Raw genomic sequence first — 19,952 nt, 5'->3', positions numbered from 1 at the left:
CCGCTATCGCTGGCAAGCCAGCTCCCACAGGGTCTGGAGGTGTTCACAGGATCTTCGCCTGGCGTCCTCCAATGTGGGAGCGGGCTTGCCCGCGCAGCGGACGACTCGGTCTGAGATCAGCCGAGGGCCGTTTTCTCCAGGTGTTCAAGGATGATCGGATAGACATCGACCACCGCGTTCTTGCCGAACATGCAGTCGATGTGGCCATAGCCCGGCACTACCTGGCGGCTGTAGCGCTGCGGCCCGTGCAGGTCGCACAAGCGCTGGTAGGTCTTGAGCGTGCTTTGCGGCAGATAACACTGGTTGTCGGCGCCGCTGATGAAACAGATCGGCATCGTCAGCCGATCGAAGTGCGGCATGTACACATCGTTGCCTTTGAAATCCACCAGGTGCCCTTTGCGCACGATCAGCGCCAGGTGTTCGAACGTCTCGATGTTCGACTCGCCGAACAGCTCATGCAGGTTGTCGTGCAGGGTTTCGTTGAGGGTGTCGTGGCGATACAGCGAGGCGTACATGAAGGTGATGCGATGGCAAACGGGGTTGGTGCAGTAGCCCTGGGCCTCGATCCGCGCATAACCGTTGAGGGCCTTGTCGTAGAGCTTGTTGAACCAGTTCTCCTTGCTGTCGGCGTAGGCGGTCATCGACTTGATGCCGATCGCATCGAGCATCCCTGGCAGGTGCAGGCCGGCCTTCAGCCCGGTCGCCGTGGCAACGACAGTGTCTGCGGCAATCTGCGAGCAGACCACCGAGCGCACCCCCTGCAACCCGGCCAGCAACGACATGAAGAACGTCGTCGCGCCGTAGCAATGCACCACACACTGCACGTCCCTGGCGCCGGTTTGCTCCTGGATCTGCGCAATGGCCGCCTTGAAGTCGTACTGGGCGATCTGGTCGCCGTTCCATTCCTTCTTGCTCGCCGGCAGCAGGATGCTGACGCGAAAGTCCAGCAGCCACACGTCGTAGTCGTGTTTGCACAGGTACTCCAGCAGGTTGGTCTGGATGGTGTCGGTGGAAAAGATATTCGACCCCACGCCGAGGCCATGCACCAGCATCACCGGACCTTTGCTGCCGGCCTGATAGCGGGTCAGGCGCAATTCGACGCCGTCCTCGGTGGAAAAGAAATGCACGTTCGGCACGGGCGCATCCAGCGGCCGTTTCAGCCGTGGCGGCGCGTCGGGGTTGAAGTATTTGTCACCGGCAAACACGCCGCCGTAGCTTTCCCAGAGAATCCCGGCGAAGAACTTGCCGAAGCGCGCCAGGCCGTCGATGCGCTCGCGCTCATTGCGCGCGTTGAGCACCTTCATGGTGGTCATCTGTTTGGCGAAATCGCTCGGATGGATGTGCATCACGCCCGAGCCGATCACCTCGCCGGTCTTGTCCGGGCCGCGATACAGGGTCACGTAGAGGGTGCTGGTGTCGTGCCAGATGTTCAGCACGCCGTCGTCTTCGGGCACGGTCTTGAAGGCGCTGAAGAAGTAGTCACTGCCGTCCTCGGCGGTCAGCTTCATGTCGTATTTCATGTGCCGCGTATCGACCTGCTGCTCGAATTGCTCGAACAGGTTGAACACGCCATTGCTGGCGGTCAGCGGCTGCGGCGACAGCGCCGGCGCGGTCACCGTGCCGACAATCGTCGCGGCATGCTCCGGCTCCTTGATCATCCGGTTGAGGTCGCTGGCGGTGATGGTCAGGGTGAAATCGATCGGCGAATTGTCCGCCTCACCGCGCTTGGCCGCCGCCTCGTAGACTTTCAGATCGGTGCTTTGCGCAGCCGTGAACGCGCGGGAGAAATAGCCCTTCATGGTTTCGGTGAACTGCACGCCGAGGGTCGGCGGAGCCACCGGTTTGCGCGGTGCCGACGGCAGCGTGTAGTCGATCTGCCAACCGCGATCGGCTGCCAGCAAGGCCATGTTGCGCTCGCTCACCGCGGAGATGGTCAGCAGCGGATTGACCGCCAGCGAGGTCGGGATCACCGCGCCGTCGGTCACGTACAGGTTGCTGTACACGTCAGTACCGCTGGCGCCGCTGAACACCTGGCCCTTGTGGTTGACCACGCCTTGCTCGGCGTCCTCGCCCATCACGCAACCGCCCAGCGGATGCACCGAGACGATGCTGTGCTTGAGCAGTCGGGTCCAGATCGGGTTCTCCACCCAGATCCCGCCCAACGCCTTGGTGCTCTGGTGCAGACGCTCGTTGCCGAGTTTGAAGTTTTCCTGCTCGCCGACGCCCGGCCAGTCGATGCGCAGTTGATCCTTGCTGTCGAGCAGCATCCGCCCGTTGCCGCTGTCGTGACTCATGATCAGGTAGGTCTGCATGTTGTGCAGCGCGCCGTAATACGGGCCGCGCAGAAAGCTTTCGACTTCGCGCTCCTTGTATTTCACCTTGGCGCTGAAACTGTCGTCGGTGGCCACGCCGATCATCTCGGCGAACCCGGCCATGCTCGGCACCATCGGCCGCCCGAGCGCACCGGGAATCGAGCCCTCCTCGATGACCATGCGGCTGCGCCAGTCGCCCTCGGTGCGCATGTCGATGACCGAGGTAATGCACGGGCCGACCGGCTGCAGTTCCTTGGCCGGGTGCGCACCGAAACCGATGCCGTTGATGGGCTGCTCGCAATTGTGGCCGAAGCCGAGGATGTCGCCGTTGCCGCTCATGTTTTCGCCAAGCTGGGCGGACATCACCAGGCCTTTGGCCCGCGAACGCAACAGAATCTCGGTAGAGCCAAGGGTGCCGGCGGAAACCACGACGATGTCGGCTTTTACGAACAGCGTGGGCGCATCGAACTTCTCACGACCGCTGTCGAGGTACTGGAAATGTACGATCCAGCCATCGCCGTCACGTTCCAGATAACGCACCTCGGCCTGACAGAAAATCTCCGCGCCGTGATTGCAGGCGTCCGGCAGGTAGTTCATCAGCGTGGTGTTCTTGGCCTTGTTGTTACAGCCCGAGACGCAGTCGCCACAGTGGTTGCACGGCAACTGCTCGACACCGACGTGGTTGAGGTTGTTGGGCAGTTTGTCGAAGGTGACGTTGATCGGCGGCTTGTAGAAATGGGCGCTTTGCTTGAGGTAGTCCGCCGACTTGCGGTTGGCATCGAGCTTGGGCAGGTTCGGCGCGGTGCCCGGATACGGGTTGGGCTTGAGCATGTCGCGGGCACGTTGGTAGCCGTCCTTGAGCAGGGTGTCGCGGTGCTCGCGCACGGCGGCCGGCCAGCGCGGATCTTCGAACACGCCGGCCTCCGGTTCCAGCGCGACGTTGGCGTTGATCAGCGACGTACCGCCGAGACCGCAACCGACCACGACGTTCTGCTGGGCATTGACGTGCAGGTCGAACAGCCCGGTGCGCGAGCCGATATGGCCATCGGGGTCGTGCACCTGCAACTCTTCGGTGGCGGCAATCATGGTGTTGGGGTATTCCCCGGGCTGGATTTCCCGGCCGCGCTCCAGCAGGCCTACGCGCCGGCCGGCCCGGGCCAGGCGTGAAGCAGCAATGCCGCCGCCATAGCCGGAGCCAATGACGATGACGTCGTAGTGTTCCTTGATCTCGCTGATGGGCGTTGCGATCCGTGTCATGAGGGCGTTCCTCTCTCAGGCAGATGGGGCAACTCTGCGGTTGCCTTGCAATCGATGGGCGAACGGGCACCTGGCCTCCGGGGCGAACCCGGCGACAGCACAGCGGTTGGGCAGCAATTGCGGCGCTACAGACGAGCGCGCTGATTGGCGGCACGGCGCAACGTACGCTTGCGCGGCGAAGGCGCCGGCAATGCCGTGAAAACCGTGCAGGGGATGGGGGGCGAGCGATGTGGCGGGCTATCCATCATGCGTTCTCCCTGAACCAGATGTGGATAAGTGACGGCTGTCCTTGTGCAATCTGAGTGAAGACAGGCGCCGGATCGAAGTCAAGGCAGTGCCTTAGAACTGTATGAAATCTGATCAATTGCGCTTTGGACTATGCGCGCCGGGGCTTGCAGGGTTTGGCGAACAAGTTATCCACATGACCACCCACAGCAAATGGGGACAACTGTGGATGATCGGCATAAATCGCTGCTGGATTGTGAAGAAAAACCGTGACTTATCCAGAAGTACCCTTTCTAGGGCTAATTGATCACTTTTTGATCAATCGCCTGTAGCCCACGGATGCCGTGGCGCGCAGAGGCTGGCGAACACCTTATCCACAGAAGCGCCAACAGAGTTCGGGGGTAACTTCGCATGCGCTGTGGAAAAGCGCTGCAGGCGTGGAAAATCAAGGCTTTGCGGGGGATTTTCCCAGGCAAACGCGCTGATTGACTGTTTTTTGATCAATTGCTTGCAGGCCGCGGTCTATAAGGGCGCTAGCGGATAGCGAACATCTTATCCACAGAAGCGCCAACAGAGATTGGGGGCAACTTGGCTGCTTATTCACCGGGAAAAGCCAGAAAAAACCGTGACTTAGGCTGGTCACTTTTTGATCGCCGGGCTGCAGGGCTTGATTGACGTGGTGTGGCGGCAGGGGCGAACACGTTATCCACAGATCCGCCAACAGGGATTGTGGGTAAACCGCCTCCCCTTACACCAGTCCTCTCCCAGCGGGAGAGGGAGGCGACCCCGATGTATTGGAAAACGCTGCGAACTGCGACCTATATGGCGACCTTGGCTTGGCCGCACCAGAGTTCACGCTGATCGCTCGGTAGGTTCCCTCTCCCTCCGGGAGAGGGGTTTTTCAGCGAACGACACCTTCTTCAATCAGCAGCTTGAGGATCGCTTCGGCACCGGCCTGCGCGGTGACACCTTTAAGCACTTGTCCACCGCCACCACTGGCCTTGGCCGTCGCGGCCTTCATGCGATCGGCACCGCTCTTGGCCTTGATCACTTTCAAGCGTTTGGGGCGTGGCTTGGCCGGTTGCAGGGTGGCGACGGCGAGCAATTCATCGTCGAGCACCTCAACCTCTTCGGCACGCAACTCGCCGCGCCGCGCCGGACCATAAGCGCTCTGCCGCGGCTTCGGCGCAGCGTTATCCACCGTTGCCAGAAACGGCAGCTTCACCTTCAGGCGTCGCCGTTGCCCGCGCGGCAGCGCTTGCAGGACCAATGCCGCCCCGTCGTTGATCGACTCGACCTGCGCCAGGCCGACCACCAGTGGCCAGCCCAACCCTTCGGCCAGCAGGAACGGCAGCATGCCCGAGCCTTCGCCGGTTTCTGCCTGGCTGCCGGTCAGCACCACCTGGGCGCCGGCGTCGCGCAGATACGCGGTCAGCGCCGGCAACGCATCGGCGCCGGCCGGTTGTTCGAGCACGTGCATCTGCGCAAGGCCCATGCCCAGATACGCGCGCAGCGCCGGTTCGGCGACGTCACCGGCGTGCAGCACCTGCAGGTTATCCCCAGCCAGTTGCAGGCCCAGCTCCACCGCACGGGCATCCTGTTCGGCGCGACGTGGGCGGCCCGACGTGGGGTGGGCACCGATGGAAACCAGGCTGATAATTTTCGTGTTCATAAGCGTTTCCTCAAGCCGCATCGCGCTTGGCGTCGTTGCGGTAAGCCGCTACCGCCGCGATCAAGGCGTGCAGAATCTCCGCACTTTCGCCGATCACCGACAGGTCGGCACGCTTGATCATGTCGCACCCGGGGTCGAGGTTGATCGCCACCACCTTGTCGCAGGCACCAATGCCTTGCAGGTGCTGGATCGCCCCGGAAATCCCCACCGCCACATACACCCGCGCCGTGACCCAGGTGCCGGACGCGCCGACCTGGCGGTCGCGGGCCATGAAGCCATCGTCCACCGCCACCCGAGAGGCGCCTTCGGTGGCACCGAGGGCGGCAGCGGTTTCGTGGAACAGCGCCCAGTCCTTGACCCCGTTGCCACCGGAGAAAATGAATTCCGCCTCGGCCATCGGAATGGCCGCCGGGTCTACCGCCACCGCGCCAAGATCCTCGATCCGCGACAGGCTGCGCGCGACGCTTGTGGATAACTCCACCGGCAGTGCTTCGTGACGGGTTTCGCTGACCGGTTCGGCACATTCGGCCGAGGCCAGGACCAGGCGCGCCAACGGTCGGGCCAGGTCCTGCAGACCGGCACCGGCGCGGCCGATGCACGCTTGCTCGGTGATCTGCCAGACCCGCGTGGCCGGGCGCTCGCCCAGTGCCGCCGCAAAGCGTCGGCCGAGTTCACCGCCGCCGCTGCGGCTGTCCGGCAGCAGCCAGTGGCGCGGATTGAACTGGTTATCCACCGCGCGCAGGCCCTGCACGCGTTGTTCCGGTGCATAACCGCTGAACTGTTCGCCCTCGAGCACCAGCAAGCGATCGACGCCTGCCGTGGCGAAAGCGCTTTCCTTGTGCTCGCCGAAGACCACGGCCAACACCGCGCCGTCCTTGCCGGCCAGTTGATGAGCGAGGCCGAGCAGATCGCGGTCGTGGCTGCTCAAGCGGCCGCCGACCATGTCCGGCACTACGCTGATGTAGAACGCCGGAGCCGGCACCTGATGCAGCGGCAACTGCACTTCGACCGTGGCCGAACGCTTGACCGCTCCGCCCTGCTGGGCGCCACTGCGGTCGATCCGCTTGATGCCGTTGGGGCCGATGAAACCCATGCCGTGGAGGTTCTTGCGGATGACCCCGTTGGGGCCCATCCAGCTGTGTTGCGCCGGTTGCATGGCCGCGTGCAGCGGGTGCAGGCGGTTGCGGGCGATCCATTCGGCGCGTGGGTCGCGGCGGATAATGTCACTCATCAGTGGGCCTCCGCAGGTTCACGTTTGGCCGGCGTGGCCGGCTTGTTCGGCGCGGCGTCTTCGAGCAGCGCGTCGGCCACCAGCTCGGCGATGTCCTTGATCAGCGGACGCGGTTCGACCACGCCTTCGAGCATCGCCGTGCACTGTGGACAACCCACGGCTACCAGCTCGGCGCCCGTCTCGCGGATGTCTTCCATGCGCATGTCGGGAATCCGCTGCTTGCCCGGAATGTCGGTGATCGGTGCACCGCCACCGCCGCCGCAGCAGCGCGAGCGGAAACCGGAACGTTGCATCTCTTTGACCTCGATGCCGAGGGCGCGCAGCACTTCGCGCGGCGCTTCGTACTCGCCGTTGTAGCGGCCGAGGTAGCACGGGTCGTGATAGGTCACGCTGTTGCCTTTGTGCTGACCGAGGTTGAGCGCACCGGCCTGGATGATTTCCGCCATGTAGGTGCTGTGGTGCTGCACCAGGTAGTTGCCATCGAAGGCGCCGTACTCGTTTTTCAGCACATGGAAGCTGTGCGGGTCACAGGTGACGATGCGGTTGAAACTGTATTTGCCCAGGGTCTGGATATTGCGTCTGGCGAGCAACTGGAAGGTCGCTTCGTCGCCCAGACGCCGGGCCACGTCGCCGCTGTCGCGCTCTTCCAGGCCGAGCACGGCGAAGTCGATTTTCGCCGCTTTCAGCACTTTGACGAAGGCGCGCAGGGTGCGCTGGTTGCGCATGTCGAACGCACCATCGCCGACCCAGAACAGCACGTCGGTGGATTTCTTCTCGCTGAGCAGATTGAGGTTCAGATCCGCCGCCCAGTTCATCCGCCCGCCCGGGGCGAAACCGCCCGGGTTGTCGGTGGCGATCAGGTTCTCGAGGACTTCGGCGCCCTTGTTCGGCGTCGCGCCTTTTTCCAGGGTCAGGTGGCGGCGCATGTCGACGATGGCATCGACGTGCTCGATCATCATCGGGCATTCCTCGACGCAGGCGCGGCAGGTGGTGCACGACCACAGGGTCTCGGCGTCGACCAGACCGTTGACGATCGGCTGGTGCGGATTGCCGCTGTGCTCACCGATTGGCTTGCCCGGATACGGGCTGCCAGCAAACTTCGCGTCAGTGCCGCCAGCGAGGCCGACGACCATGTCCTGAATCAGTTTTTTCGGGTTCAGCGGCTGGCCGGCAGCGAACGCCGGGCACGCCGCTTCACACTTGCCGCACTGCACGCAGGCGTCGAAGCCAAGCAACTGGTTCCAGGTGAAATCCTTGGGTTTTTCCACACCCAGCGGCGCGCTTGGATCATTCAGATCCAGCGGCTTCAGACCGGTGGAACGACCACCGCCAAAGCGTTCGGCGCGACGGTGCCAGGCCAGGTGCAGGGCCCCGGCGAAGGCGTGCTTCATCGGCCCGCCCCAGGTCATGCCGAAGAACAGCTCCGACACGCCCCACAGCACGCCGATCCCGAGAATCGCCGCCAGCAGCCAGCCGCCGAAGTTTTCCGGGAGGATCCCGGCCACCGGAAGGGTCACCAGGAAAAACGACGCCGAGAACGCCAGCAGGCTTTTCGGCAGGCGCATCCACGGGCCTTTCGACAACCGTGCCGGCGGATTGAGCCGACGCCGATAGACGAAGAGCGCGCCGACGAACATCACCGCCGTCATCAGCAGCAAGGCGTAACCGAGGATGCGGTTATGCAGGCCGAACCCGTGGACCAGGATCGCCAGCACGATCGACGCCACCGCCCCGCCGGCCGTGGCCACGTGGGTGTTGGCAATGTATTTGTCCCGCGCCACCACGTGGTGCAGGTCGACCATGTAGCGCTTGGGCATGGCGAACAGGCCGCCGATCAGGTCGACCTTCGCGGCCCGGCCCCGGCGCCACATCGCTACCCGCCGCAACGCGCCGAGAACCGCGAGGCCCAGGGCGGCGAACAACAGGATTGGAAGAAGGGTGTTCAACATGGTGAAGCTCCCACCAGTACAGCCTGGAGAAACACGTGACGATCGTTCCCACGCTCTGCGTGGGAATGCCTCAATGGACGCTCTGCGTCCGCTTTGGGACGCGGAGCGTCCCGGGCTGCATTCCCACGCAGAGCGTGGGAACGATCAGTCCATCAGCTTTTAGAAGTCCTTGCAGAGCCGCAGGGCGTCGTAGATCGCGGCGTGGGTATTACGCTGCGCCACGCAGTCGCCGATGCGGAACAGCAAGTAGCCGTCACCGGTGCTGCTCAACGACGGTTGCGGCTGGATCGCGAACAACGCCTCGACGTCGATCTGGCCCTTGTTGCGCGAGCCCTCTTTGAGCGCGTAGTAGATTTCCTCGTCCGGACGCACGCCGTTTTCCACCACCACCTGATCGACCACCCGCTCCTCTTTGGCGCCGGTGTATTCGTTTTCCAGCACCGCCACCAGCTTGTCGCCTTCGCGGTAGACCTTTTCCAGCATCATGTCGCCGGTCATGATCACTTCTTTGGGGTACATGCTGCGGTAGTAGGTCGGGAACGACGTACCGCCGATGGCCACGCCCGGCTTGATGTCGTCGGTGACGATCTCGACCTGGCTGCCCTTGTCGGCGAGGAAGTCGGCGACCGACATCCCGGTGAACTCGCAAATGGTGTCGTAGACCAGCACGTTCTTGCCCGGCGCAACCTTGCCGTCGAGCACGTCCCAACTGCTGACCACCAGCCCTTCGGCGGCGCCCCAGTGTTCGTTCTGCTCGAGGAACGGATGCCCACCGACCGCCAGCACCACGACATCCGGACGCAGATCGAGGATGGTCGCCGCGTCGGCCGCAGTGCCCAGGCGCAGATCGACTTTCAGCCGCGCCAGCTCCAGCTGGAACCAGCGCGTGATCCCGGCGATCTGGTCACGTTGCGGCGCCTTCGAAGCAGTAGTGATCTGGCCGCCGATGAATTCCTTCTTCTCGAACAGGGTCACGTCGTGGCCTCGTTCAGCGGCTACGCGTGCAGCTTCCATCCCGGCCGGGCCGGCACCGACCACCACCACTTTGCGTTTCGGCCCGGTGGATTTCTCGATGATGTGCGGCACGCCCATGTATTCACGGGAAGTCGCGGCGTTCTGGATGCACAACACGTCCAGCCCCTGGTACTGCCGGTCGATGCAGTAGTTGGCGCCGACGCATTGCTTGATCTGGTCGACCTGGCCCATCTTGATCTTGGCGATCAGGTGCGGGTCGGCGATGTGCGCGCGGGTCATGCCGACCATGTCGACGTAACCGCCTTCGAGGATGCGCGTGGCCTGGTTCGGGTCCTTGATGTTCTGTGCGTGCAGCACCGGCACCTTGACCACTTCCTTGATCCCGGCCGCCAGATGCAGGAATGGCTCCGGCGGATAGCTCATGTTCGGAATCACGTTGGCCAGGGTGTTGTGGGTGTCGCAACCCGAGCCGACGACGCCGATGAAATCGAGCATGCCGGTGTCGTCGTAATACTTGGCGATCTGCTTCATGTCCTCGTGGGACAAGCCGTCCGGGTGAAACTCGTCACCGCAGATACGCATGCCCACGCAGAAATCGTCACCGACCTCGGCGCGTACGGCTTTCAGCACTTCCAGACCGAACTTCATCCGGCCTTCGAAGCTGCCGCCCCATTCATCGGTACGCTTGTTGACGCGCGGACTCCAGAACTGGTCGATCATGTGCTGGTGCACGGCCGACAGCTCAACGCCGTCCAGGCCACCGGCCTTGGCCCGGCGCGCCGCCTGGGCGTAGTTGCCGATCACCCGCCAGATCTCTTCCGGCTCGATGGTCTTGCAGGTCGCGCGGTGCACCGGTTCACGGATGCCCGACGGCGACATCAGGGTCGGCCAGTGGAAACCGTCCCAGCGTGAGCGCCGGCCCATGTGGGTAATCTGGATCATGATCTTGGCGCCGTGCTTGTGCATGGCGTCGGCCAGGTTCTGGAAGTGCGGAATGATCCGGTCGGTGGACAGGTTCACCGAACTCCACCATTGCTGCGGACTGTCGATGGCAACTACCGACGAGCCACCGCAGATCGCCAGGCCGATCCCGCCCTTGGCTTTCTCTTCGTAGTATTTGACGTAGCGCTCGGTGGTCATGCCACCGTCTGTCGCGTAGACCTCGGCGTGCGCGGTGCTGAGCACGCGGTTGCGGATGGTCAGTTTGCCAATTTGAATTGGCTGGAACATTGCTTCGAAAGCCATGGCGGGTTCCTCGACTTACAACGGCTTGACGGTGAACAGGCCGTCGTCGTGGCCTTCTTCGGAGCCACCGTAGACCTGTTCGGCCACGGTGCGGATCTGGCTGCCGCGAGCAGCGAGGATCTGATCCATGGCGCCGGCAAACCAGCCGGTGAACATGTAGTCGACCTTGCGGCCGACCTTGCCGTACACATAGACGAATGCCGAGTGTTCGAGCTTGACGCTGGCGGTGCCTTTGTCGAGGTCGATGTCCTGGATCTTGAACAGGCCCCAGCCGCGTTGCGACAGGCGCTTCATGTAGTGCTCGAACACCGCGACGCCTTCCAGGCCATGGCACTCGGCCTCTTTTTCACACCAGTGCCAGGCGGACTTGTAGCCAGCCTTGTAGAGGATCTCGGCATAGGCTTCGGCGCCCAGTACTTCCTCGATGCCCATGTGGTTGTTGACGAAGAAGTGGCGTGGCACGTAGAGCATCGGCAGGGCGTCGGAGGTCCAGACACCGGTCTCGCTGTCGACTTCGATTGGCAATTGCGGGGCGATCTTGGCCATGGAAACTTAACTCCAGAAAATTCGTGGTCGGTGCAGAGCAAAGCTTTTGCTTTGCTCTTATAAAAAAGCCGTATGAATGACTTTGGAGCCGTAGCGAGCACGTCGAGAGCAAGGAAGGACCGGAGCGACAAGCGAGACAGTACGGGACGTACGGCGAGTTTGGCGCGAGGACCTGACGCAGCTATCGGCGAGCGGAGTAGGCTCCAGAGTTATTCATTCGCCCCAGACGTCCTTGAGGACATTCACCCAGTTCTCGCCCATGATCTTGCGGACCACGCGCTCGGAATGGCCGCGCTTGAGCAGGGTTTCGGTGAGGTTCGGGAACTCGCCGACGGTGCGGATGCCCAGCGGGTTGATGATCTTGCCGAAGTTGGTCAGGCGACGGGCGTAGCCCTTGTCGTGGGTCAGGTACTCGAAGAAGTCCTGGCCGTGCCCCTGGGTGAAGTCGGTGCCGATACCGATGGCGTCTTCGCCGACCAGGTTCATGGTGTATTCGATGGCTTCGGCGTAGTCGTCGATGGTCGAATCGATGCCCTTGGCGAGGAACGGCGCGAACATGGTCACGCCGACGAAACCGCCGTGGTCGGCGATGAACTTCAGCTCTGCATCGGACTTGTTGCGCGGGTGCTCCTTGAGCCCCGACGGCAGGCAGTGGGAATAGCAGACCGGTTTTTTCGATTCGAGGATGACTTCCTCGGAGGTCTTGGAGCCGACGTGGGACAGGTCGCACATGACGCCGACGCGGTTCATCTCGGCGACGATCTCGCGGCCGAAGCCCGACAGGCCACCGTCACGCTCGTAGCAACCGGTGCCGACCAGGTTCTGGGTGTTGTAGCACATCTGCACGATGCCGACGCCGAGCTGCTTGAACACCTCGACGTAGCCGATCTGGTCTTCGAAGGCGTGGGCGTTCTGGAAGCCGAAGAGGATGCCGGTCTTACCCTGTTCCTTGGCCTTGCGGATGTCGGCGGTGGTGCGGACGGGGATCACCAGGTCGCTGTTTTCGCGGATCAGCTTCTGGCTGGCGGCGATGTTGTTCACGGTCGCCTGAAAGCCTTCCCACACCGACACGGTGCAGTTGGCCGCCGTCAGACCGCCCTTGCGCATGTCTTCGAACAGCTCGCGGTTCCATTTGGCAATGATCAGACCGTCGATAACGATGCTGTCGGCGTGTAATTCGGCTGGGCTCATCAGGCGTCCCCTTATTGGCGATTCATGCGCCGAATCGTCTGCCGGCGCTTTGGGGCCAGCATATGCCTCGGTGCAGGGGCAGCCGGGTGCAAAAACGACAGGGGAATTGCCGAAAGCGTCAATCCGCGACAAAGGGTCGCCAGGCGGCCCGACCGGCCACCTGTTCAAGCCCGCGAGCTTGAGCCAGAATCTGTCGCATCTCGGAAACACCACTGGATTAGAGCGGCGACATCAATGAAATCGATCTTCCTGGCCCTGGCCCTGATTGCGACCGGCGTACACGCCGCCGAAGAGTCCGACAACAACCCGTGCGACGCGGTGGAAAACGACGTCCAGACCCTGGAATGCTCGACCTACAGCCGCACCACCGCCGAAGACCTGCTCAAGGACAACTACCAGAGCCTGGCCGAACGCATGCAAACCACCTACGGCAAGAACCCGACACAACTGGCCGACATCACCGCCAAACTCAAGACCGCCCAGCAGCAATGGCTGAAGACCCGCGACGCCGACTGCGCCGTCGAAGCCTTCCCGGCGACCGAAGGCAGCAAGGCGTTCAAGATTGCGCAGAATGACTGCGTGGCACGGATGAGCGATGAGCGGTCGGAGTTTCTCGAGTCGATTGGGCAGGAGTGAGTCGAAGATGGACAGCATGATTCCCCACGAAGTCGTTAGCCGCATCGTTGATGGCGCCCTTCCGGTTCGTGCCTGGCGCGAACATCTCAACCTGACCCAAGAAGAAGTGGCGAAACGCATGGGTATTTCGCAGCCGGCCTTCGCTCAACAGGAAACAGTTGCGAAGCCACGCAAGGCAACCCGCGAGAAGATTGCCGCAGCATTTGGTATCACCGCCAACCAGCTTGAGCTGTAAGCTGCACCTCTATAGCCAATCAAGGGATTCACATGAACATCTGCGGCATCGAAATCAAAGGCAGCGAAGCGATCATCGCCGTGGCCTCCCTTGACGGGGCAACACTGAGCCACGTGGCGCTCAACACCAAGAAGATCGCCCTCGAGGATGACGATGAGGCGGCCAATGTGAAGCGGTTCGCAGCGCAGGTGGCGTCGTTCGTGCGCGAGCATTCGATTGACCGGATTGCGATCAAGAAGCGCAGCAAGAAGGGCGAGTTTGCCGGTGGGCCGACCACGTTCAAGATCGAGGGGGTGTTGCAGTTGCTGGACGGGTGCGAGGTGACGCTGCTGTCACCGCAAACGATCAATGCCCAGGCCAAGAAGCACAATTTCGAGCTGCCGGGGACGCTGAACAAGTATCAGCATGAGGCGTACAAGGCAGCGTGCTCGGCATTGGTGAAGAAGTAACTAGTGCGCTTTGCGCGCGCTCAGCCAGTCACCGAAGGACTTGTCTTCCAGTGCGTAGCCACCACGGCTCGACTTCCACACCAGCTCCTTGTCCCGCAGGGCGTCGATGCAGGCCTGAATGGTCTGGGTGCCCGGCACCACGTCGCTGCCCAGATTTTCCAGGGCTTTGCTGACGGCCATGAGCGTGCTGTCGGTGAACGGTGCAAAAGGCTCGTTGTTCTGTGAGCGCTCCACCATCACTTCCAGCACGGCGCGCTGAGGAATTGTCAGAGCATTCCAGGCGCTCTCGAACTCGGTCCACACGCCAGCGCGCAACAATTCGGCGCGGCTCTGCAGCAATTGCCCCAGATTGCTCGCCTCTCCCAGCTCCAGCGCGACTTCGCCGATGATGGTGCGCAACATTTCCGGGCGACGACCGACCAATTCAAAGGCGGCGTCGATATCGGCCGCATTGAATTGGTTGGTCTCGGCCAGATGGGCGTTGAGGTGCAAGGTGTACGCCTGGGTGAACTCTTTTCCCAGCAACGGAAAGGGGGTGATGCTCGAGCCGAAGAACGGTTGGCTCTTGCCCAGGACCAGATGCGCGAGCTTGTCGCGATTGGACCCGGTGAACACCAGATGCAAACCGCTGCCCTCGCCCTCACGTCCCTGGTTGAGCTGGTCACGTGCAGCCTTCAGGGCAAACATCGCGTTGATGCCTGCGGCGGTGGTGAGGGCGTGCTGGGCCTCATCGATCACCAGCACTACGGATTTTTCGGCGGCACTGTGGAGCAGTTCCAGCGCTTGCGTCAGGGTCGCGCCCGCCGGCAGTTGCGGCTTGGTGAAATCCCAGGACAAGGTGCGCAGAAAGCTGAGTTTTTCGATGCCGATATTCTTCGCCAGTTTGCGGATGCCCTTTTCAAACGGTACCAACGCACCTGCAATAGCGCTGGCGATCAAGTCAGCAGGGTCTTTTTCCTTGTCCGCCCACAGGTCGACGTAAACCGCCAGCCAGCCCCGGGACTGGCATTCCGGGATCAGGTCCTCGCGAAGGAAGGTACTTTTGCCGGTGCGACGCGGCGCGGCCAGAAAAAGGCCAGAGGTGAAATCCTGCAGACCTGCACCCACCAGCCCATCGGCAACGCTGCGTGCCAGAGCGGGGCGGCGGAAGACGAAGCCATTGTTTCTGGACATGGTTTTTACACTCGATTATTCAAGCAACTATAATTTATACCAAGAAGTATAATTAACTATAATTGCCTGTCAAACCGCCTCCCGTCGGCGGTCTTCCCGCGGGCAGCGTGCGAACTTCGCCCGGTAGCTGCGGGTGAAATACGACGGCGATTCAAAGCCACAGGCAATGCTCACCTCCAGCACGCTCATGTCGGTCTGACGCAGCAATTGCCGGGCCTTCTCCAGACGCAAACGCAGGTAGAAATTGCTCGGTGTGTCATTCAGATGCAGGCGGAACAAACGCTCCAGCTGCCGCCGCGTCACCCTGATCGATTCCGCCAGTTGCAGCGTGGTCAGCGGCGGTTCGCTGTGCTGCTCCATCTCGCCGATCACCTGCACCAGTTTCTTGTTGCTGATGCCGTAGCGCGTGGCGACCTCCATGCGCTGGTGGTCCTTGCGCGGACGGATGCGACCGAGCACGAATTGCTCGCTGACCTGGATCGCCAGTTGCGGGCCGTGGGCCTGGGCGATCAGATCGAGCATCAGATCGATGGACGCGGTGCCGCCGGCGCAAGTGATGCGGCGGCGGTCGATCTCGAACAGCTCCTGGGTGACGCTGAGCTGTGGATAAGACTCCTTGAAGGCGTCGATGGCTTCCCAGTGCAGGGTCAGGCGATGGCCGTCGAGCAGGCCGGCCTCGGCAAGGACGAAGCTGCCGGTGTCGATGGCGCCGAGGGTCACGCCGTCCTTGTCCAGCCGGCGCAGCCAGTGTTCCAGCGAAGGGGTGGCGAACTTCAGCGGTTCGAACCCGGCGACCACCAGCAGCGTCGCGCCTTTCTTCAGCGGTTCCAGGGCGGCGTCGGCGTTGACCGACATGCCATTGCTCGCCAGCACCGCGCCGCCGTCGGCGCTGAGCACATGCCAGCGATACAACTCGCCACGAAAACGGTTGGCCACCCGCAGCGGTTCGATCGCAGAGATAAAGCCGATGGCAGAGAACCCCGGCATCAGCAGAAAGTAGAAATCCTGGGACATTTTCGCCCTCGGTTGGCGGGTCGCGTGCAACGTTGATACGCCGTTTGTCGTCAGCGTTCAAGAGTGCACGTCGCTCCAGTGCAAGAGCCAGTCGCCGCAGTGCGTTTTCACCGGGGCATTGCTGCGTAACTTGGCATCACCGGCGCGACAGACGCCGGGAACCACAATAACGACCTGCCGAGGAACCCGACATGAAACGACTGATCAGCAGCTGTGTTCTTGCACTCAGCGGTACCGCCCTCCTGAGCACCGGCGTGATGGCGGCCGAACCCGCATCGTGCCAGAACGTGCGCATGGGCGTAGTGAACTGGACCGACGTGATCGCCACCAGCGCCATGACCCAGGTACTGCTCGACGGCCTCGGCTACAACACCAAACAAACCAGCGCGTCCCAGCAAATCATCTTCGCCGGGATCCGCGACCAGCGTCTGGACCTGTTCCTCGGCTACTGGAACCCGCTGATGACCCAGACCATCACCCCGTTCGTCGACGCCAACCAGGTCAAGGTCCTGCCGGCGCCGAGCCTGAAGGACGCCCGCGCGACCCTCGCCGTGCCGACCTACCTGGCCGACAAGGGCCTGAAAACCTTCGCCGACATCGCCAAATTCGAGAAGGAGCTGGGCGGCAAGATCTACGGCATCGAGCCGGGTTCGGGCGCCAACACCCAGATCAAGGCGATGATCGCCAAGAACCAGTTCGGCCTCGGCAAGTTCCAGCTGGTCGAATCCAGCGAGGCCGGCATGCTCGCCGCCGTCGACCGCGCCGTGCGCCGCAAGGAAGCCGTGGTGTTCTTCGGCTGGGCGCCGCATCCGATGAACGTCAACGTGCAGATGACCTACCTGACCGGCAGCGACGACGCCCTCGGCCCGAACGAAGGCATGGCTACCGTGTGGACGGTAACTGCGCCGAAATACACCGAACAGTGCCCGAACGTCGGCCGCCTGCTGAGCAACCTGACGTTCACCGCCGAAGACGAGAGCCGCATGATGCAGCCGCTGCTCGATCACAAGGACGCCTTTGAATCCGCCAAGCAATGGCTCAAGGATCACCCGCAGGACAAACAGCGCTGGCTCGACGGTGTGACCACCTTCGATGGCAAACCGGCCGCTGAAAACCTGCAACTGACCAGCAAATAAACCTCAACGAATGAACCACTTCGCAGCCCGCCACGGGCTGCGAACAGACCCATCACGCCTGAAGGAAACCGCACCATGAACCACGACGTCATCATCACCTGCGCACTCACCGGTGCTGGCGACACGACCGCCAAGAGCCCGCACGTGCCGGTCACCCCGAAACAGATCGCCGCTGCCGCGGTGGAAGCAGCCAAGGCCGGCGCCACGGTGGTGCATTGCCACGTCCGCGACCCGCAGACCGGCAAGTTCAGCCGCGACGTGGCGCTGTACCGCGAAGTGATGGAGCGCATCCGCGAGGCTGACGTCGACATCATCGTCAACCTCACCGCCGGCATGGGTGGCGACCTGGAAATCGGCCCGGGCGAACGGCCGATGGAGTTCGGCCCGAACACCGATCTGGTCGGCCCGCTGACCCGCCTGGCCCACGTCGAAGAATTGCTGCCGGAAATCTGCACCCTCGATTGCGGCACGCTGAACTTCGGCGACGGCGACACCATTTACGTTTCCACCCCGGCGCAACTGCGCGCCGGTGCCAAACGCATCACCGAGCTGGGGGTGAAGGCCGAGCTGGAAATCTTCGACACCGGTCACCTGTGGTTCGCCAAGCAGATGATCAAGGAAGGCCTGCTCGACAACCCGCTGTTTCAGCTGTGCCTGGGCATCCCGTGGGGGGCACCGGCCGACACCACCACCATGAAAGCCATGGTCGACAACCTGCCGGCCGACGCCGTGTGGGCCGGTTTCGGCATCGGCCGCATGCAGATGCCGATGGCCGCGCAGGCGGTGCTGCTCGGTGGCAACGTGCGGGTCGGCCTGGAAGACAACCTGTGGCTGGACAAAGGCGTGCTGGCGACCAATGGCCAACTGGTCGAACGCGCCACTGAAATCCTCAGCCGCCTCGGCGCCCGCGTGCTGACCCCGGCCGAGGGCCGCAAGAAGATGGGCCTGACCCAGCGCGGCTGAACAATCACCTATTTCCCCCTGTGGGAGCGAGCCTGCTCGCGATTGCGGTATAGCGGACGAAAGATTTCTTTCGGATGTACCGGCCTCTTCGTCGGATCGCCGCCCGGAGCAGGCTCGCTCCCACAAGGGATCATCGAACGACTTCAGGAAGTGACCATGAGCTTTATCACCGAAATCAAAACCTTCGCAGCACTGGGCAGCGGCGTCATCGGCAGCGGCTGGGTGGCCCGCGCCCTCGCCCATGGCCTCGATGTGGTGGCCTGGGACCCGGCGCCGGGCGCCGAAGCGGCGCTGCGCAAGCGCGTGGCCAATGCCTGGGGTGCGCTGGAGAAGAACGGCCTGGCACCCGGCGCTTCGCAGGATCGCCTGCGCTTTGTCGCGACCATTGAAGAGTGCGTGCGCGATGCGGATTTCATCCAGGAGAGCGCTCCGGAACGCCTCGAGCTGAAACTCGACCTGCACAGCAAAATCAGCGCAGCGGCCAAGCCGAATGCCCTGATCGGTTCGAGCACTTCGGGGCTGTTGCCGAGCGAGTTCTACGAGAGTTCGACCCATCCGGAGCGCTGCGTGGTCGGTCACCCGTTCAACCCGGTGTATTTGCTGCCGCTGGTGGAAGTGGTCGGCGGCAAGAACACCGCGCCGCAAGCGGTTCAAGCCGCCATGCAAGTCTACGAATCCCTCGGCATGCGCCCGCTGCATGTGCGCAAGGAAGTCCCTGGATTTATCGCCGACCGCCTGCTCGAAGCGTTGTGGCGCGAGGCGCTGCACCTGGTCAACGACGGTGTGGCGACCACTGGCGAGATCGACGACGCGATCCGTTTTGGCGCCGGCCTGCGCTGGTCGTTCATGGGCACCTTCCTGACCTACACCCTGGCCGGGGGCGATGCCGGCATGCGCCACTTCATGTCGCAGTTCGGCCCGGCGCTGCAATTGCCGTGGACCTATCTGCCGGCGCCGGAACTGACTGACAAGCTGATCGACGATGTGGTCGATGGCACAAGCGAGCAACTGGGCCGGCACAGTATTTCGGCGCTGGAGCGCTATCGTGATGACTGCCTGCTGGCGGTGCTGGAGGCGGTGAAGACCACCAAAGAGAAGCACGGGATGAGTTTCAGCGAGTAATCCTTGCTCAGCAGTTCCGGCCCCTTCGCGAACAGGCGCGCTCCCACAGGTAATTGCATTCAAGTGTGGGGCGAGCCTGCTCGCGAAGACGGCAGTCCAGACCCCCTCAATGGAACAGACAGCATGCCCACCCTTACCACTTACCAGACCCGCATCAGCCCCGACTGGGTCGACTACAACGGCCACCTGCGCGACGCGTTCTACCTGCTGATTTTCAGCTACGCCACCGACGCGCTGATGGACCGTCTCGGCATGGACAGCAACAACCGCGAAGCCAGCGGCCACTCGCTGTTCACCCTCGAGCTGCACCTCAATTACCTGCACGAAGTGAAGCTCGACGCCGAGGTCGAAGTGCACACGCAAATCATCGGCCACGACCAAAAGCGCCTGCACCTCTACCACAGCCTGCACCTGGTCGGCGGCGACAAGGAACTGGCCGGCAACGAACAGATGCTGCTCCACGTCGACCTCGCCGGACCGCGCTCGGCACCGTTCAGCGCCGAAACCCTGCAGCGCCTGCAGACCATCATCGCCGAACAGGCCGACCTGCCCGCACCGGCCTACATCGGCCGGGTCATCGCCCTGCCACCCGCTCGGTAAATTCATTCATCGCCAGGAGCC

General features: G+C 62.8%; 15 protein-coding genes and 1 pseudogene. 7 read left to right on the top strand and 9 right to left on the bottom strand.

The window, feature by feature from the left end:
- Positions 1 to 116 precede the first annotated feature (116 nt).
- The 7 genes from QRN70_RS17815 to QRN70_RS17785 all read right to left on the bottom strand — a co-directional run bounded on the left by QRN70_RS17815 (position 117) and on the right by QRN70_RS17785 (position 12,603).
- Positions 117 to 3,569, bottom strand: coding sequence for an alpha/beta fold hydrolase (locus QRN70_RS17815; protein ID WP_285419248.1), 3,453 nt, complete (start codon positions 3,567 to 3,569; stop codon positions 117 to 119).
- Positions 3,570 to 4,695: 1,126 nt separating this feature from the next.
- The gene (gene etfB, locus QRN70_RS17810; RefSeq protein ID WP_285419247.1) at positions 4,696 to 5,466 is read right to left on the bottom strand and encodes an electron transfer flavoprotein subunit beta; all 771 of its coding nucleotides are present in this window, start codon (positions 5,464 to 5,466) and stop codon (positions 4,696 to 4,698) included.
- 10 nt (positions 5,467 to 5,476) lie between these two features.
- Positions 5,477 to 6,697 (bottom strand): electron transfer flavoprotein subunit alpha, encoded by a 1,221-nt coding sequence (etfA, locus tag QRN70_RS17805; RefSeq protein ID WP_285419246.1) that lies wholly within the window; start codon positions 6,695 to 6,697, stop codon positions 5,477 to 5,479.
- Positions 6,697 to 8,646: a dimethylglycine demethylation protein DgcB gene (gene dgcB, locus QRN70_RS17800; protein ID WP_285419245.1), complete on the bottom strand. Its 1,950-nt coding sequence runs from the start codon at positions 8,644 to 8,646 to the stop codon at positions 6,697 to 6,699. The genes etfA and dgcB overlap by 1 nt, the downstream gene beginning before the upstream one ends.
- Before the next feature lie 159 nt (positions 8,647 to 8,805).
- Positions 8,806 to 10,866 (bottom strand): dimethylglycine demethylation protein DgcA, encoded by a 2,061-nt coding sequence (gene dgcA, locus QRN70_RS17795; protein WP_285419244.1) that lies wholly within the window; start codon positions 10,864 to 10,866, stop codon positions 8,806 to 8,808.
- A gap of 15 nt (positions 10,867 to 10,881) precedes the next feature.
- The gene (locus tag QRN70_RS17790; RefSeq protein WP_010452075.1) at positions 10,882 to 11,412 is read right to left on the bottom strand and encodes a DUF5943 domain-containing protein; all 531 of its coding nucleotides are present in this window, start codon (positions 11,410 to 11,412) and stop codon (positions 10,882 to 10,884) included.
- A gap of 213 nt (positions 11,413 to 11,625) precedes the next feature.
- Entirely contained in the window at positions 11,626 to 12,603 is a 978-nt protein-coding gene (locus QRN70_RS17785; protein ID WP_285419243.1) for a dipeptidase, read from the bottom strand.
- Between the two features lie 234 nt (positions 12,604 to 12,837).
- Here QRN70_RS17785 and QRN70_RS17780 point away from each other — a divergent pair, with 234 nt between their 5' ends.
- The 3 genes and pseudogenes from QRN70_RS17780 (at position 12,838) to QRN70_RS17770 (ending at position 13,923) form a co-directional block, all read left to right on the top strand.
- The gene (locus tag QRN70_RS17780) at positions 12,838 to 13,239 is read left to right on the top strand and encodes a lysozyme inhibitor LprI family protein (RefSeq protein WP_285419242.1); all 402 of its coding nucleotides are present in this window, start codon (positions 12,838 to 12,840) and stop codon (positions 13,237 to 13,239) included.
- Positions 13,240 to 13,255: 16 nt separating this feature from the next.
- Positions 13,256 to 13,474 (top strand): annotated as a pseudogene (locus tag QRN70_RS17775) (helix-turn-helix domain-containing protein); the annotation flags it as partial.
- Between the two features lie 32 nt (positions 13,475 to 13,506).
- Positions 13,507 to 13,923 carry a DUF3010 family protein gene (locus QRN70_RS17770; protein ID WP_285419240.1) on the top strand — a complete coding sequence of 139 codons (417 nt, stop codon included), beginning with the start codon at positions 13,507 to 13,509 and terminating at the stop codon, positions 13,921 to 13,923.
- Here the strand turns inward: QRN70_RS17770 and QRN70_RS17765 are convergent, their stop codons facing one another.
- Positions 13,924 to 15,096 carry an ATP-binding protein gene (locus tag QRN70_RS17765; RefSeq protein WP_285419239.1) on the bottom strand — a complete coding sequence of 391 codons (1,173 nt, stop codon included), beginning with the start codon at positions 15,094 to 15,096 and terminating at the stop codon, positions 13,924 to 13,926. It lies immediately after the preceding gene.
- Positions 15,097 to 15,165: 69 nt separating this feature from the next.
- Entirely contained in the window at positions 15,166 to 16,110 is a 945-nt protein-coding gene (locus QRN70_RS17760; RefSeq protein ID WP_285419238.1) for a GlxA family transcriptional regulator, read from the bottom strand.
- 191 nt (positions 16,111 to 16,301) lie between these two features.
- Here QRN70_RS17760 and QRN70_RS17755 point away from each other — a divergent pair, with 191 nt between their 5' ends.
- The 4 genes from QRN70_RS17755 to QRN70_RS17740 all read left to right on the top strand — a co-directional run bounded on the left by QRN70_RS17755 (position 16,302) and on the right by QRN70_RS17740 (position 19,931).
- Entirely contained in the window at positions 16,302 to 17,246 is a 945-nt protein-coding gene (locus QRN70_RS17755) for a choline ABC transporter substrate-binding protein (RefSeq protein WP_285419237.1), read from the top strand.
- Positions 17,247 to 17,321: 75 nt separating this feature from the next.
- Positions 17,322 to 18,209 (top strand): 3-dehydrocarnitine:acetyl-CoA trimethylamine transferase CdhC, encoded by an 888-nt coding sequence (gene cdhC, locus QRN70_RS17750; protein WP_085697783.1) that lies wholly within the window; start codon positions 17,322 to 17,324, stop codon positions 18,207 to 18,209.
- A gap of 156 nt (positions 18,210 to 18,365) precedes the next feature.
- Positions 18,366 to 19,331: an L-carnitine dehydrogenase gene (locus QRN70_RS17745; RefSeq protein ID WP_285419236.1), complete on the top strand. Its 966-nt coding sequence runs from the start codon at positions 18,366 to 18,368 to the stop codon at positions 19,329 to 19,331.
- 123 nt (positions 19,332 to 19,454) lie between these two features.
- Positions 19,455 to 19,931: a thioesterase family protein gene (locus QRN70_RS17740; protein ID WP_285419235.1), complete on the top strand. Its 477-nt coding sequence runs from the start codon at positions 19,455 to 19,457 to the stop codon at positions 19,929 to 19,931.
- Positions 19,932 to 19,952 lie beyond the last annotated feature (21 nt).

Origin of the sequence: Pseudomonas sp. efr-133-TYG-5 (assembly GCF_030209175.1) — a bacterium.
Lineage (GTDB): Bacteria > Pseudomonadota > Gammaproteobacteria > Pseudomonadales > Pseudomonadaceae > Aquipseudomonas.
Note: the sequence above shows the minus strand (reverse complement) of the source record. Positions and strands in the feature narration are given on the sequence as shown.

Coding starts and splice junctions, on each gene's coding strand:
- QRN70_RS17815 (WP_285419248.1), bottom strand. CDS start 3,569: ATGACACGGATCGCAACGCCCATCAGCGAGATCAAGGAACACTACGAC.
- etfB (WP_285419247.1), bottom strand. CDS start 5,466: ATGAACACGAAAATTATCAGCCTGGTTTCCATCGGTGCCCACCCCACG.
- etfA (WP_285419246.1), bottom strand. CDS start 6,697: ATGAGTGACATTATCCGCCGCGACCCACGCGCCGAATGGATCGCCCGC.
- dgcB (WP_285419245.1), bottom strand. CDS start 8,646: ATGTTGAACACCCTTCTTCCAATCCTGTTGTTCGCCGCCCTGGGCCTC.
- dgcA (WP_285419244.1), bottom strand. CDS start 10,866: ATGGCTTTCGAAGCAATGTTCCAGCCAATTCAAATTGGCAAACTGACC.
- QRN70_RS17790 (WP_010452075.1), bottom strand. CDS start 11,412: ATGGCCAAGATCGCCCCGCAATTGCCAATCGAAGTCGACAGCGAGACC.
- QRN70_RS17785 (WP_285419243.1), bottom strand. CDS start 12,603: ATGAGCCCAGCCGAATTACACGCCGACAGCATCGTTATCGACGGTCTG.
- QRN70_RS17780 (WP_285419242.1), top strand. CDS start 12,838: ATGAAATCGATCTTCCTGGCCCTGGCCCTGATTGCGACCGGCGTACAC.
- QRN70_RS17770 (WP_285419240.1), top strand. CDS start 13,507: ATGAACATCTGCGGCATCGAAATCAAAGGCAGCGAAGCGATCATCGCC.
- QRN70_RS17765 (WP_285419239.1), bottom strand. CDS start 15,096: ATGTCCAGAAACAATGGCTTCGTCTTCCGCCGCCCCGCTCTGGCACGC.
- QRN70_RS17760 (WP_285419238.1), bottom strand. CDS start 16,110: ATGTCCCAGGATTTCTACTTTCTGCTGATGCCGGGGTTCTCTGCCATC.
- QRN70_RS17755 (WP_285419237.1), top strand. CDS start 16,302: ATGAAACGACTGATCAGCAGCTGTGTTCTTGCACTCAGCGGTACCGCC.
- cdhC (WP_085697783.1), top strand. CDS start 17,322: ATGAACCACGACGTCATCATCACCTGCGCACTCACCGGTGCTGGCGAC.
- QRN70_RS17745 (WP_285419236.1), top strand. CDS start 18,366: ATGAGCTTTATCACCGAAATCAAAACCTTCGCAGCACTGGGCAGCGGC.
- QRN70_RS17740 (WP_285419235.1), top strand. CDS start 19,455: ATGCCCACCCTTACCACTTACCAGACCCGCATCAGCCCCGACTGGGTC.